We start from the raw sequence: 15,366 nt of genomic DNA, 5'->3' as shown, positions 1-15,366 counted from the left end.
ATCCGGGCACGGATGGCAAGCTCAGGACTCGATCGCGGAGTCGTCGTCTCCGTAGAACTTCACGCCCGGCTGAATGCGTTCGCGGCCGCTTTCCAGGCGATGCTGATTGGTGTCGCGTAGCGAGTAGACGCAGCCGCAATGTTCTTGCTGGTAGAAATTTTCCCGCTTGCGAATCTCGATCATGCGCGCCGAGCCGCCGCCTTTGCGCCAGTTTTATTCCCAATACAGCATGTCGGGATAAGGCGAGGCCGCGCGCACACCGTAATCGTTGATCTGTTGCATGCTCTTCCACCGCGAGATGCCCAACGAGCTGGTGATGACCGGGAAACCGTGTTCATGCGCATACAAGGCCGTGCACGGCAATACGGTGGCGGGCCGATGCCCCCGCGACATCGGCGCCCGCCAACCGGCCCGCAGGCCGGTCATGCAGCGTCAGCCTTCCGTGCCGCCCGCCGCCTTCCCGCCAAAGGCCTCGCACTCCGGCTTGTCCCACCGCGTCTTCACGACGCGGTTATCCGAATCGAACTGGATCTGGTACTGACAGGTCGCGACCTTGCCGGCGTCGCGGAACTGGAACAGGTAGTTCCACGTCCGCACGTGGAAGATCCACTCGTGGAAATGCGGCGGGCCAAGCAGTTCGTACAGTTGGTTCTTCGTCACGCCCGGCTGGACCCGCGCCAGGTTGGCGAGATTCGGGTACGTCCCCTCGGGCAGCGTGGCCGTGTCGGCCGACGGGAACGGCGGATCGCCCTGCTGCGTGGCGCATCCGGTCAGGCCGGCGGCGGCGAGCAGCGCCGCGGCCGCGAACTTTGCAAGATTTGCGTTCATGTTTGCCATTGTCTGAATGGAAGGGAAACGGCACGGGCCGCGGCTCACCACTGATACCCGGCACCGACCACCGCGCCATACGTGCCACGCGTGTTGGTCGAGACGGCCGCCTTGTAGACCCAGTGGTTGTTCTCCGAGATCGTCGAAATGCCGAGCGCCTGCCCGGACTGGCCGCGATACACGCTGCCGGCCAGCGCGACCATGCTCTTGCCGGGCCCGGACGGTTGCGGCAGGCCGGCCACGGCCATCGCCGTCGCCGTGCCGCCATCCGCGTCGCGGCGGTAGCTGTCGAGGCTGTTGCGCAGGCTGGCGACCTGGCCGTCCGTGTAGCTGTTCGCCTGCGACAGCGTATTGCCCACGCTCGCGTTCAGTTGGTTCACGTTGACCGCGTCGGTGCCCTGCGTGCCGGCCGCGACGTTGACGACCTGCCGCGCCGAATCCGCCGAGCCCACGGCGACGACGTTCGAGCGGCCGCCGTCGTTGCTGCCCGTGCCGATCGCGGCCGAATTGCTGCCCGTCGCGCTCGAGCCGACGCCGATCGCGGTCGACCCGTTGCCGGACGCCAGCGCCCCGTTGCCGACCGCCGTGCTGTTCGAGCCCGACGCGACCGCCCCCGAGCCGCCCGCCGACGAGTTCGCCCCCGTCGAGCCCGGCGGCAGGTTCGTGCCGGCCGGATTCGTCGTGTACGAGCCGCCGAGGTTGGACGTGCGCTGGGTGATCAGCGTCGTCAACTGGTTGGCGACCGAGTCGAGTTGCGACACGTTCACCGCGTCGGTGCCGTTCTTGCCGGCCGCGAGGCCGGTGATCTGCCGGTTGCCGACGTTGACCTCGCCGGCCGACGACTGCGGGCTGCTCAGGCCGTACGCGATGTAGTTCGTCTGCGCGCCGACCGTCGTCAGCGACCCCGCGCCGAGCGCGACGCTGTTCGCATAGGTCGCCGACGCGCCGGCGCCGAGCGCGAGCGCATCGGTCGCCGTGCTGTGCGCGCCCGATCCGAGCGCGACGCTGCCCACGCTGGCCGCGACCGCGTTGGCGCCCTGCGCAACCGACTGCGCGCCGGTTGCCGTCGCGCCGCTGCCGAGCGCGAGCGCGTCGGCCTGCGCGGCGCTGGCCGCCTGTCCGATCGCCACGCCGCCCGGCGCGGTGGCGTCGACGATCGCGCCGTTGCCGATGCCCACGCCGTTATCGCCGTTGACGACCGTCGTCGGGCCGACCGCGACCGAATCCGCGCCTACCGCGAGCGAATCCACCGCCGTCGAGTTCGCGTGGAAGTACTTCTGGCTCGTGACCGCGAACGACTGCAACGCGCCGGCCAGTTGCCGCACGGTCACGGCGTCCTGCTGCCCGGTGCCGTCCGCGACGTTGGTGATCTGGCGATACGTCTTGCTGGCGGCGTCGCCGACCGACACCGCGCCCAGCAACGTCTGGTCGGTCGTGTTGAACGGAATCGATGCGCTGCCGTTGCGGATCACGCCGGAGGCCGGCACCGTCGCGCGATCGGACACCGAGCCGGCGCCGAGCGCGATGCTGCCGTCCACCTTCGCGACCGCGTTCGGGCCGATCGCGACGCTGTCGAGCCCGAGCGCCTGGCTGTCCGGTGCGGTCGAGTTCGCGTGGAAATACTTGATGCCGTTCGCGTTGATGTTGTCGATCGCCGAGCCGACGTTGTTGTTGATCGTCGTCGAACCGTCGCTGTTGTACGTCACGTACGACGGCGCGGAAATCTTCCCGGTCGTCGGATCGTAGGTGGCCCCGCCGCCGATCGCGCCCGCCGTGCTGTTGCCGAGGTTGGTGTTGTTGCTGGCGATCGAGCTGAGGCCGGTCGACAGCGAACCGATGCCCGTCGATGTCGCGGTGGACAGCGACGTCAAGTTGCTGTTCGTGCTCGACAGCCCGGTGGACAGCGAGCCGACGGTCGTCGAGGTCGAAGTCGACAGCGACGCGATCGAGCTGGTCGTCGAACTGAGCCCGGTCGACAGCGAACCGATGCTCGTCGATGTCGCGGTCGACAGCGACGTGACGTTGCTGTTGGTCGTGCTCAGGCCGGTGGACAGCGATACGACGCCGGTGGACAACGAACCGACGATCGTCGAGGTCGAGGTCGACAACGACGTCACCGCGCTGTTCGTCGAGCTCAGTCCCGTGGACAGCGAGTTGATGCTGGTCGACGTCGACGTGGACAGCGACGTCACCGTGCTGTTGGTCGAGCTCAGCCCCGTGGACAGCGAACCGACGATCGTCGACGTGGACGTCGATAGCGACGTCACCGCGCTGTTGGTCGAACTCAGCCCCGTGGACAGCGAACCGACGATCGTCGACGTAGAGGTCGACAACGACGTCACCGCACTGTTCGTCGAACTCAACCCCGTGGACAGCGAACCGACGATGGTCGACGTGGAGGTCGACAGCGACGTGACCGCGCTGTTGGTCGAACTCAGCCCCGTCGACAACGAGGTGATGCCCGTCGACGTCGAAGTCGACAACGACGTGATCGCGCTGTTGGCCGACGACAATCCGGTCGACGTGGAGGTCGACAATGACGTCACCGCGCTGTTGGTCGAACTCAGCCCCGTCGACAGCGAGGTGATGCCCGTCGACGTCGAAGTCGACAACGACGTGATGGCGCTATTGGCGGACGACAATCCGGTCGACGTGGATGTCGACAGCGACGTCACCGAACTGTTGGTCGAACTCAAGCCCGTCGACAACGAGCTGATGCCGGTCGACGTCGAAGTCGACAACGACGTCACCGCGCTGTTGGTCGAACTCAACCCCGTCGACAGCGAACCGATGCCGGTCGAAGTCGACGTGGACAGCGACGTGATCGCACTATTGGCCGACGACAGGCCCGTCGATGCGGACGTCGACAACGACGTGACGGCGCTGCTGGTCGAGCTCAACCCCGTCGACAACGAGCTGATACCCGTCGAAGCCGACGTGGAAAGCGACGTGATCGAGCTGTTGGCCGACGACAACCCGGTCGACAACGACGACACCCCCGTCGACAACGAACCGACGCTCGACGCCGTCGACGTCGACAGCGAATTCACCGCCTGGTTCGTCGCATCGAGCTGCGACCCGTTGATCGCATCCGTGCTCGCGGCGTTGATGCGCCCGGCCGCGACATTGGTGATCTGGCGCTCGGTGCCCGCCGCGCCGACGCTGACGACGCTCGCCGGCGTCGTGCCTTTGAACGTGTAAGTCACGCCGCCGATCGTCGCGCTTGCCGTCGGATTCGGCGCGGCCGTCGTCGAGCCCGAGCCGAGCGCGACATCGCCGGTATTGTTCGCCACCGCCGATGCACCGAACGCCACCGCACCGGCAGCCGCGGCCGTCGACGTGTTGCCGAGCGCGAGCGAGCCGGCGCCCTGCGCGTTGTTCGAATTGCCGATCGCCACCGCGCCGTCGCCGTTCGCCGTGTTGTTCGAACCGGCCGTGACCGCGCCGGTGCCGATCGCGGTACTGGGATCGCCGATCGCCACCGCGCCGTTGCCGCTGACCGTCTGGCCCGCGCCGAGCGCGACGGCGCCGATACCGCCGAGCACCTTCGAGTTGTTGCCGGCGGCAATCGAGCCCGCCCCCGCCGCGGCCGCGACCGAGTTGCTGTCGCCGATCGCCACGGTGGAAGCCGCCGCCGCGACGCTGTTGATGCCGATGGCCGTCGCGTTCGTGGCTGACGCCGTCGCACCCGAGCCCAATGCAGTCGCCGACACGCCGGTCGCGAGCGCAAGATCGCCGAGCGCGACCGCAAACTGCTGCGTCGCCGTCGACTGAACGCCCATCGCAACGGAACTGACACCCGACGCATTGGCGCTCAAGCCGTACGCCTGGGCGTTGTCGGCGCCTGCCGTCGTTTTCGAGCCCAGCGCGATCGAACTGGTGCCGAGCGACTGCGTGCCCGAACCCGGTACGCCGGCTGTCCCGCCCCAGCCGATCGCGATCGACGTCGCGCCTTTCGCGCCGGCATTGACGCCCATCGCGACGCCGGAATTGCCGGTCGCCAGCGCACCGCTCCCCACGGCAACCCCGGCCGCGCCCGAACTCGTCGACTGATTGCCGAGCGCGATCGCGCCTTGATTGATGGCTTGCGACGAATAGCCGAGCGCGACGCTGGCAATGCCGGACGAGACGGCCCCGAGGCCCAGCGCGGCGGCATACTGGCCGGAAGCCGTCGCATTGTTGCCGAGCCCGATGGCCGACACGCCGGTTGCGGACGACCCGCTGCCCAGCGCCACCGATCCGGTTTGCGTCGCATTCGACTGGTTGCCGAGCGCGACCGCGTAGTTGCCCGACCCGATCGCCTGCACGCCCATCGATGTACTGTTGACGCCGGTCGCCTGCGCGTTGATGCCGACGGCCGTCGAACCGTCCGCCATCGCATGCGCACCCGGGCCGAGCGCCGTGGCCGACAAGCCCTGCGCCGTCGAAAGGTTGCCCAGCGCCGTGGAATTCTGCTGCGCGGCACTCGAACCGACGCCGATCGCGATCGACGTGACACCGCCGGTAGCCGAGCCGCCATCCGGCTGGTACTGCGCGTGCGCGCCGGCATGGAACAGCGCGAGATACGCTGACGCCATCAGCACGGTGAGCCGCCTGAGCGACGGGGCCGAAGGCGCGCCCGCGCAGGCCGCGACTCCTCCGTCCATGGCACGCGCCGGCGTGCCACGCGACGACGCGACGCGCTTTCCGCGCGCGCGATCAAGCTCCGAAGCCGCAACCCAGGCTCCCAATGCTTCGTTCCAGATCGACTTGAACGACTTGTTCATCTTGTCTTCCCTCGGTTCTCATGTGCTGGATGACGCAACGTCGAACGCGGCGGCCGGCGAGAACACCCTCCGCACATTCCCGTCCGCCTCGCGACGCGTCGCCTTTCACTTTGGATCACTAACTAAACAGCCGGGTAACGCTGCACGACACTCGCGATGGACCTCGCGATCGCGCGACCGCACGCCGCCCGTGTCCGTCGACACGATGCAACGCGACGATCGCAGTTATCGAATCATGGACGCCGACGCGGCAGGCCGGGCGGCAACATGCGCGCCGCTCTTCCGCGCGCGCGTGCGCGTGCGCCATCGCGCCGGATCAGCGACGATCTTGACTCTCGTGGGAAAGCGTCACTCGGACGCCGGATGGCGGAAGCCGGCCCGCACCCGGGGGCGGCCCGCCCTGCTTCATTCAGGAGGAGGATGACGCCATGCGATCCCCGGGACTGAAGCATGCGCCGCCGGTTCGTGCGAACCGGGGCGTTGGCCTGTCGTGCCTGCTGTGCTCATCGTTTTCGTGCCCGCCTGATTCGAGAGCGCACCGCGCGCGGCCGCCCCCCGATGGATCGAACCCTCGGACGGCCAACGCGCAGCCACTCACCCGTTCCGTCCGGCATTCAAACGCTTTTTCCGGATTTCCGGAACAGCATCGACGATTTGCCGGACGACCCCTGCACCGAATGAATCGATCGAATTTCCTTGACGATTTCGTCTCGACCGGTATCACACACCCAACCGAATTCCAGAATTCACCGATTTCTCTTATATGACAACGTATTCGGCGAATTATGAAATTTTGATTACCCTCGTGCCAGTTATTCGTTCACCGCCGCAATCCCGGATCATGGGAATTACATCATGCAATGTCACATTGGTATCGCATGCACCTGGATGGAACTTCGACATGCGATCCGCGCGATCTCGTCCGCATCGGAAGAACCGATTCCAGCCGCGCCGGGGCTAGTGTGCGGGTATCCGTCCGAACGAATCTTTTCCCGAGCGGAAAAATCCTTTTCCCGAGCGGACGGCATTTACATTCATACATTCCGGTGCAAAAAGCGACTTCCTGACTAACATGATTCCAACCAGGAATCGACAAAAAATTAATCGGTCAAACTACACACCCTTCATCTGCTTTACATTGCACACGCCAACCTCCGGCCGCACGGTCAACTGATTCTTCACTCGTACAAAATAGAATTTTTCAGAATTGATCCGGAAATAAAGACCGATCATTAAAAATCAATTCGGCACGTTTTCCCGCTTCCGTTTCATTCGGCCGAACGCGGTGGCAGCCGACACGCAACACCTTGTCGCGCAAGCCCCCACGGGTCGCACGGAATCCTCACAACATGCGCTGTTGTCGGCATATAATTTTTTGCAACAATCGCACAGACAGCGATGCGCTCACTCTGACCGGCCACCCTTCCAACGCGTCCGCAACCATGTCATCCCGCTTGTCCAGTTCGGCGTCGCCTCGTCCCACGCCGGATCTCGCTGACGCCCATATTCTTGTCGTCGACGATCGCCCGAACGACCTGCGACTCCTGACCGAAATCCTGCGTGCCGCACGGTGCCGGATCAGCGTCGCGTTCGACGGGCTGCAGGCCTATCACCGTGCCCAGGCGATCGCGCCCGACCTGATCCTGATGGATGTCCGCATGCCGCGCATGGACGGCTTCGCCGCGTGCCGGCTGCTGGCGTCGACGCCTTCGACGCAATCGATCCCGGTCATCATCCTGACGGCCGCGGGCGATCTCGCGGATCGCATCGCCGGGCTCGAAACGGGCGCGATCGACTACATCATCAAGCCGTTCGAGCCGACCGAAGTGCTGGCCCGGATCCGCAATCACCTGAAACGGGCGCGGCGCAGCCAGCCGTTCGCCCATCTGCCCGAGCTGCCCGACAACCCCGATGCGGCCCTCGTGCGCGCGGCGTCCGAGGTCCTGCTGCGCGACCTGCGCCATCCGCCGGCGCTCGAGGAACTCGCCAGGCAGGTCGGTACGCACGAAAAGCGCCTGTCCCGCGTGTTCCGCGACCATCTCGGCCAGACCGTGTTCGAATATCTGCGCGACACGCGCCTGCGCGCCGCGATGCACTTCCTGGCGGAGACGTCGATGGGGATCGGCGACATCGCCGAGGAAATCGGCTTTTCCACGCCCGGCAACTTCGCGACCGCGTTCCGCGAACGCTTCGGCAGCACGCCGTCCGACTGGCGGCGCCAGCGCCATGCGGTCAATGCCCCTGCCGTCGCACCCGCGGAGCACCATCACGATGGGTAGGCGCCACGCGGCATGGGCAGCCGGATGTCGCGCGACGCTGCTGCTTCTGCTCGCGATGGCCGTCACCTGCGCGACGGCGCGCGCCGCGCCGACGCCGAACCCCGCGCAACTGGACGCCGTATCGGTATTCGAGGACGCGAGCACGACGATGTCCGCCGATCAGGCGGCCGCACGGCTCGCCGATCCGGTTCATCGCACACCGGTGGCCGGCACGTCGTCGTTCAACATCGAGTTCTCGCGATCGGCGTGGTGGATCCGCGCAACACTGACCAACCGCGACGACGCCGCCCACCCGCTGGTGCTCGCGATTCGCGACGCGCGCGTCGACCAGGCGGACTTCTATATCGGCCGGAACGGCCGGTGGACGCTCGACCGCCGCTTTCCGGCCGCCGGCGCCGGCGGTAGTGCCGCCGGGCCGCCCTCGCGCTACCCGACGCTCGACGTCACGTTGCGCGCCGGCGAAAGCCTCCCCGTCCTGATCCGCGTCACGTCGCGCAAGGAAATGCGGCTTGCGCCGGCCGCGTTCACGCGCGCGGCATGGGATGCGCTGGAACGGCGCGCGACGATGTGGGACTTCGGCTTCTTCGGCGGGCTGCTCGCGCTCGTGTGGTGCGCACTGCTGATCGGGTTCTTTTCGCGCAGCGGCGTGTTCCACGTGCTGGCCGCGGTGGCGCTGGGCACGACGCTGTTCGAAGCGGCTTACCGCGGCTACCTGGCGACGGCGTTGCCGCCTGCGCTGCGTGAATGGTCGGCGCGCGGCGAAATCGTCTTCGCGTACCTGGCGATCTCCTGCTTCATCGTGTTCATCCTGATGGTCGCCCGGCGCGAGCAGGCGAAGCTGCCGATGCGCGCGATCTACACGGCATTCCTCGCGCTCGAAGGCGTCGGCATGGTCGGCGCCGCGTGCGGCGACCTGCTGACGTTCACGTGGTTCTGCCTGCGGCTGAACGCGTTGGTCGGGATCGTCAACATCAGCGTCGCGCTGGTGCTCGCGATTCGCCGGACGCCGACCGGCCGCGTGATGCTGATTGCGATCGCCTTCGCCACCTTCAACATGCTGATCCGCGTGCTCGACGGCATGAACACGCTGCCGCCCGCGCTCGCCTGGCTGAAATCCGACATCTTCCCGAACCCCGTCATCGCGATCGTCGGTCTCGCCACGCACCTGCTGGTGCTGGCCGCATGGATCCACCACGTCGGCCGCCAGCGCACCGAGGCGAGGAAGCGGCTCGAGCATTGGCAGCTCACCGAACAGGATCGCCTGCGCGACGAAGTCGCACGACGCACACTCGCGCTCAACGACGCGCTGCAACAGGTGACGACCCACATGCAGCAGAAGATCGAGACGCTCGGCTACGTCAGCCACGACCTGCGCGCGCCGCTGTCCACGATCAACGGCTACGCGAAGCTGCTGCTGCAAGGCGCGACGCGCGGCCAGGCGCGGCTGATCCGGTCGATCGACCGCAGCATCCGCTACCAGCTCACGCTGATCGACGAACTGCTCGCGTTCACGAAGGCCGAGCTGCAGCCGCTCGGCGTGTCGCCGGACGCGACCGACCTGCCCGGCCTGCTCGACGATATCGGCCACTACGCGGTCGCGCTGTGCGCGCAACAGGACAACCGGTTCGTCTACCGGCCGGCCACGCCGCTGCCGCGCACGGTGTCGATCGACGGCATGCGCCTGCAGCAGGTGTTGCTCAACCTGTTGTCCAACGCGTCGAAGTTCACGCGCGACGGCACGGTCACGCTGTCGATTCATGCCGCGCGCGAAGGCGACACCTGGCGCCTGCTGTTCGAGGTGGCCGATACGGGCATCGGGATCGACGTCAGCGGAAACCGCGACATCTTCCGCGCGTACCAGCAGGTGCAGGCCGTGAACGGCGGCACCGGGCTCGGCCTGTTCATCGCGCAGCGCATCGTCGGCGCGATGGGGGGCGAGCTGGCCGTGGCCAGCCAGCCGGGCGTCGGCACGGCATTCTCGTTCGCGATCGTCGCGCCGGCCGTCGGGCACGCGCTCGTGCCGGTGCCGGAACTCGTCCGGCGGTTTCAGCCGGACGGCGATGCCGAACCGGATCTCCCCGCGCCCGCGATGCCGTGCCCGCCCGACGAGGCGCTCGACCACCTGATCCTGCTGGCCGACAACGGGCAGCTGACCGATATCGAGGCATGGCTCGGCCAGTACGCGGACGAGCCGGATTACGCGCCCTTCGTGCGAGACGTACACGAACACCTCGATGCCCTGGACCTGGACGCGATCGGAAAACTGGCCGGCTCGCTGAAACATGCGCGCAGCGCCGCCGCGGCGTTCGACGCTGAAGCCGACACCGCCGGGCCGGCCTGACAGCACGGTCCGCCGCATCGCTCACGCGCCGATCGGGCACCGGCCGGCCGCCGGAGGCGACCGCCCGCGCATCGGCGCACCGCCGACCGGCACGTCAGGACGCCTTGTGCCGCTCCGCCCGCCGGACGATGCGCGCGCTACAGCCGCCGCATCGTCGAAACCAGCGCGTCGCCCTCGTCGGGCGATGCCGGCCGCGCCCGCACCGGGTCGCGTGTCGGGCTCGGTGCGCCGAGCCCCGTGCCGCCCGTGCGCCGCCGCGCTGCGTGCCGTTCGATCACCCGTTGCAGCACGCAGAACACGCACAGCAGCGCGCCGATCACGATCCGCGTCCACCACGAACTCAACGTGCCGTCGAACGTGATCAGCACCTGGATCGTGCCGAGGATGCCGACGCCGAACACCGAGCCGACCACGTAGCCCACGCCGCCCGTGAGCAGCGTGCCGCCGATCACGGTCGCGGCGATCGCGTCGAGCTCCATCCCCTGCGCCTGCAACCCGTAACCCGACAGCACGTACAGCGTGAACACCACGCCGCCGAGCGCCGAACAGAAGCCGCTCAGCGCATAGACGCCGATCTTCGTGCGTGCGACCGGCAACCCCATCAGCAGCGCCGAACGCTCGTTGCCGCCGATCGCGTAGACGTTGCGGCCGAAGCGCGTGAAATGCGCGACGTAGATCGCGCCGGCCAGCGTCGCGAGCGCGATCAGCGCGCCGGCGCTCAGCATCCCGCCGCCGACCGGCACGCTGAAGCCCGCGATCGCATGAAACACCGGCTCGTTGATCGTGATCGACTGCGTCGTGATCAGGAAGCACGCGCCGCGCGCGAGGAACATCCCGGCCAGCGTGACGATGAACGGTTGCAGCCGGAAACAATGGATCAACGCGCCCATCGCCGCGCCATACAGCGCGCCGAACGCGAGCACCAGCGGCACGATCGCCCACACGGGCCAGTGCAGCCGCTCGGCGCCGACCGCGCAGAAGATCGTCGTCAGCGCGACGACCGAACCGACCGACAGGTCGATCCCGCCCGACACGATCACGAACGTCATCCCGATCGCGACGATCAACAGGAATGCATTGTCGACGAGCAACCCGGTCAGCACCTGCATCGAGAAAAAGCCCGTGTAGGTCACGGACCCGAAGCCGAACAGCGCGGCGAACAGCACGATCGTCACGACGATCGGCAGCGTGCGCGGGTCGGCGAGCCGGCCAAGGAATCGGTTCATCGCGGCGTCGCTCCGGAAGTGGCGCGCGAACGCGCGGAAGACAGCAACCGCGACGCGTGCCGGACGACCAGCGCGCGCGCCGCGTCCGACTGGATCAGCGTCACGACGATCACGACGACCGCCTTGACGACGAGCGTCGCCTCCGGCGGCACGCCGATCGAATAGGTCGTGTAGGTCAGCGTCTGGATGATCAGCGCGCCGAGCACCGAGCCGGCGAGGCTGAAACGGCCACCGAGCAGCGATGTGCCGCCGAGCGTCACCGCGAGGATCGCATCGAGCTCGAGCAGCAGCCCCGCATTGTTGCCGTCGGCGCTGCGCACGTTCGAGCTTGCCAGGATGCCCGCGAGTGCCGACATCACGCCGCAGCACAGATACACGCCGAACACGACCGCGCCCGAGCGCAGCCCGACGAGCCGTGTCGCGACCGGGTTCACGCCGATCGCACGGATGAACAGCCCGAGCGCCGTGCGGTTCACCAGCAGCGCGGTCGCGGCGATCGTCGCGACGGCGATCCACACCGCGCACGGCGCGGCCGCGAGATAGCCGCCGCCGAGCGCGAGGTAGCCGGGCGCGCCGATCGGGATGATCTGGCCGCCCGTCAGCAGTTGCGCGACGCCGCGGCCGGCCACCATCAGGATCAGCGTCGCGATGATCGGCTGCATCCCGACGAACGCCACCAGCAGCCCGTTCCATGCGCCGGCCAGCAGCCCGACGCCGAGCGCCGCGGCCAGCGCCAGGCCGACCCGCGACGGATCCGCGTCGAGCACGATCGCCGCGGCCGCCCCCGCGATCGCGACGATCGCGCCGACCGAGATGTCGATCCCGCGGGTCGCGATCACGAGCGTCATCCCGAGCGACACGATCACGAGCGGCGCCGCGCGGTTCAGGATGTCGACCGGCGCACCGAACAGGTGACCGTCGAGCAGCGTGATCGACAGGAAGCCCGGGCGATGCGCGACGTCGAGCGCGAGCAGCAGCACGAGCGTCAACGCCGGCCACGCGAGCGGATGACGAAACAGCGTGCGCAGCAGCGTCATGACTGACCTCCCGCGATCAGCCGGTACACCTGCTCCTCGGACGCATCCGCGCCGGTGAGTTCGGCGACCTTGCGGCGATCGCGCAACACCGCGATCCGGTGGCTCACGCGCACGACTTCGCTGATTTCCGACGAGATGAACAGGATCGCGAGCCCCTGCGCGCACAGCGCGAGCACGCGCTCCATGATGTCGAATTTGGCGGCGACGTCGATGCCGCGCGTCGGCTCGTCGAGGATCAGCAGCTTCGGTTCCGTCGCGAGCCAGCGCGCGAGCAGCACCTTCTGCTGGTTGCCGCCCGACAGCAGGCCGATCGGCTGCTCCGCGTCGCGCGCCTTGATGCCGAGCCGCGCGATGTACGTCTCGGCGAGCTCGCGCTGGCGCGCCCGCCCGATCAACCGCCACCAGCCGCGCCGCGCCTGCAGCGCGAGGACGATGTTCTCGCGGATCGACAGCGCGGCGACGATGCCCTCCTTCTTGCGGTCCTCCGGGCAGTAGGCGATGCCGTGCCGGACCGCGTCGTGCGGCGACGCGAGCCGCGTGCGCGCCCCGTCGATCTCGATCGTGCCGGTGTCGGCGCGTTCCGCGGCGAATGCCAGCTGTGCGGCTTCGGTGCGCCCCGAGCCGAGCAGCCCGGCCAGCCCGACGATCTCGCCGGGCCGCACGTCGAGGTCGAGCGGGTTCATCATCCCGCGCCGGCCGACCTGCCGCATCGACAGGAACGGTTCCGCGCCGCCGGCAGTGCGCTCGACGGCCGCGGCGCCCGCCTGCAGCGTGTCGGGCATCCGCTCGCGGCCGGTCATTTTCGCGACGAGCGCATCGACCGGCAGGTCGCGTGCCAGGTACTCGCCTTCGCGCTCGCCGTTGCGCATCACGGTGATCCGGTCGGACACCGCATAGGTCTGCTCGAGAAAGTGCGTGACGAACAGGATCGCGATGCCCGATGCCTTGAGCCGGCGCAGCACGTCGAACAGCCGCGCGACCTCGCCGTCGTCGAGGCTCGACGTCGGCTCGTCGAGAATCAGCACGCGCGCATCGACCGACACGGCCCGCGCGATCGCGACCATCTGCTGCACGGCGATCGGATACGCATCGAGCGAGCGCGTGACGTCGAGCGACAGGTCGAGTTCGGCCAGCGCCGCACGCGAGCGCGCATGAATCGCGTTCCAGTCGATCGCACCGCGCCGAACCGGCTGCCGGCCCGCGAAGATGTTCTCCGCGACCGACAGGTTCGCGCAGAGGTTCACTTCCTGGTAGAGCGTCTGGATGCCGGCCGCCTCGGCTTCGCGCGGCGCGGCAAAGCGCACGGGTTGGCCGCCGACGCGAATCTCGCCCGCGTCGTGCGCATGCACGCCGGTGAGCACGTTGATCAGCGTCGACTTGCCCGCGCCGTTCTGGCCCATCAATGCGTGGATCTCGCCCGGAAACAGCCGGAAACTCACGCGCTGCAGCGCGCTGACGCCCGGAAACGACTTGTCGATGCCGATCATCTCGACCACCGGCGGATGCGTCATGAACCCTCCCTCGGAGCGGTTGCCGTCCGGGCGGCCGCCACGCCGCCGCCCGTGCCGGCTTGTCGGTACGTTGCTCAGTACTTGCGGGTCGGCAGCACCTGGGCCGCGACGTTCATCGGGAACACGGTCTCGTTCGTCACGATGCGCTTGGGCAGCGGCTTGCCGGCGACGACGTCCTTCACCGCGCTCATCAGTTGCGGGCCGAGCAGCGGGCTGCATTCGACGTCGACGTTGATCTTGCCGGCGACCATCGCCTGGAAGCCGCCCTTCGTCGCATCGAACGACACGACGCTCACATCCTTGCCGGGCTTGATCCCCGCTTCTTCCATCGCCTGGATCGCGCCGAGCGCCATGTCGTCGTTGTGCGCGTAGACGACGTTGATCTGCTTGCCGTAGGTCTTCGCGAACGCTTCCATCACCTGCTTGCCGCCCGCCAGCGTGAAGTCGCCGCTCTGCGACGCGATCACCTTGAATTTCGGATTGTTCTTGATCACTTCGAGCAGGCCGGCCCGCCGGTCGTTGGCCGGCGCCGAGCCGACCGTCCCCTGCAGCTCGACGATATTGACCGGACCCGGATCGTTCTTGTAGTGCTCTTCCATCCAGTGGCCGGCGCGCCGCCCTTCCTCGAGGAAGTCCGAGCCGATCATCGTCACGTACAGCGACGGATCCTTCACGTCGACCGCGCGATCGGTCAGGATCACCGGGATATGCGCGGCCTTCGCTTCGGTCAGCACGGGCTCCCAGCCCGATTCGACGACCGGCGAGAACGCGATCACGTCGACCTTCTGCGCGATGAACGAGCGGATCGCACGAATCTGGTTCTCCTGCTTCTGCTGCGCGTCGGAGAACTTCAGGTTGATGCCGGCGTCCTTCGCCGCGCCCTTCACCGACACGGTGTTCGCGGTGCGCCAAGCGCTTTCCGCGCCGACCTGCGAGAACCCGAGCGTGATCGGTTTCTGCTGCGCGTGCGCGCCGCCAGCCAGCGCCGCCGCCGCGGCAACGATCGCGCCGGCCGCCAGCTTCCTGATGAATGTCATGGTTCGTCTCCGATGATGTCGTTCTCTGTCGCTGCGCTGTTTTGCTTCTTCGTGGCGCAGGCGCGGGTCGGGGCGGCGCCGGCCGGGGCTTCCCGCCGGCCCGGTCCGCACGCCCCGCATCAGTCTAGGAACAAGCCCGATAACCTTCCAATGAAATATTGGATTGAAGCGATATCGGAATCGGCATACGTATAAACACCTAAGCACAACGAGAAGATGGCTTCGGCGCGCCTGTCGAGTCGTTTTGAACGCGAAAAGGCAGGCGCATTCGGGGAATGCGCCGGCCACTTCATCCAGAGAATCGTGCTGCGTCGGGCCGCGGAGGCTACCCCCCCGTCGGG

8 protein-coding genes and 1 pseudogene are annotated in these 15,366 nt (G+C 67.7%); 2 read left to right on the top strand and 7 right to left on the bottom strand.

The features are described 5' to 3' along the window. Positions 1-21: 21 nt before the first annotated feature. The 3 genes and pseudogenes from HWX39_RS17335 to HWX39_RS17325 all read right to left on the bottom strand — a co-directional run. Positions 22-354 (bottom strand): annotated as a pseudogene (locus HWX39_RS17335) (epoxyqueuosine reductase QueH); the annotation flags it as partial. Positions 355-432: 78 nt separating this feature from the next. Then, positions 433-828: an outer membrane protein assembly factor BamE gene (gene bamE / locus HWX39_RS17330; protein WP_175969215.1), complete on the bottom strand. Its 396-nt coding sequence runs from the start codon at positions 826-828 to the stop codon at positions 433-435. 44 nt (positions 829-872) lie between these two features. Then, the gene (locus HWX39_RS17325; protein WP_175969214.1) at positions 873-5,594 is read right to left on the bottom strand and encodes a YadA-like family protein; all 4,722 of its coding nucleotides are present in this window, start codon (positions 5,592-5,594) and stop codon (positions 873-875) included. A 1,442-nt stretch (positions 5,595-7,036) separates the two neighbouring features. Here HWX39_RS17325 and HWX39_RS17320 point away from each other — a divergent pair. Next, entirely contained in the window at positions 7,037-7,873 is an 837-nt protein-coding gene (locus HWX39_RS17320; protein WP_175969395.1) for a response regulator, read from the top strand. Then, a complete protein-coding gene (locus tag HWX39_RS17315; RefSeq protein WP_175969213.1) occupies positions 7,866-10,214 on the top strand; it encodes a sensor histidine kinase in 2,349 nt (782 codons plus the stop codon). Before HWX39_RS17320 ends, HWX39_RS17315 begins: the two co-directional genes overlap by 8 nt. A gap of 137 nt (positions 10,215-10,351) precedes the next feature. Here HWX39_RS17315 and yjfF read toward each other — a convergent pair whose 3' ends face one another. The 4 genes from yjfF to HWX39_RS17295 form a co-directional block, all read right to left on the bottom strand. Next, positions 10,352-11,440 (bottom strand): galactofuranose ABC transporter, permease protein YjfF, encoded by a 1,089-nt coding sequence (yjfF, locus tag HWX39_RS17310; protein WP_175969212.1) that lies wholly within the window; start codon positions 11,438-11,440, stop codon positions 10,352-10,354. Continuing rightward, positions 11,437-12,477, bottom strand: a complete 1,041-nt coding sequence (locus tag HWX39_RS17305; RefSeq protein WP_175969211.1) for an ABC transporter permease — start codon at positions 12,475-12,477, stop codon at positions 11,437-11,439. The genes yjfF and HWX39_RS17305 overlap by 4 nt, the downstream gene beginning before the upstream one ends. After that, a complete protein-coding gene (locus tag HWX39_RS17300) occupies positions 12,474-13,988 on the bottom strand; it encodes a sugar ABC transporter ATP-binding protein (RefSeq protein WP_175969210.1) in 1,515 nt (504 codons plus the stop codon). The genes HWX39_RS17305 and HWX39_RS17300 overlap by 4 nt, the downstream gene beginning before the upstream one ends. A gap of 74 nt (positions 13,989-14,062) precedes the next feature. Continuing rightward, on the bottom strand, positions 14,063-15,025 hold the full coding sequence (locus HWX39_RS17295) for an ABC transporter substrate-binding protein (protein ID WP_175969209.1): 963 nt from the start codon (positions 15,023-15,025) through the stop codon (positions 14,063-14,065). Positions 15,026-15,366 lie beyond the last annotated feature (341 nt).

This window comes from Burkholderia sp. BCC0322 (assembly GCF_902833045.1).
Lineage (GTDB): Bacteria > Pseudomonadota > Gammaproteobacteria > Burkholderiales > Burkholderiaceae > Burkholderia.
This window is presented reverse-complemented; position numbering and strand designations above follow the sequence as displayed.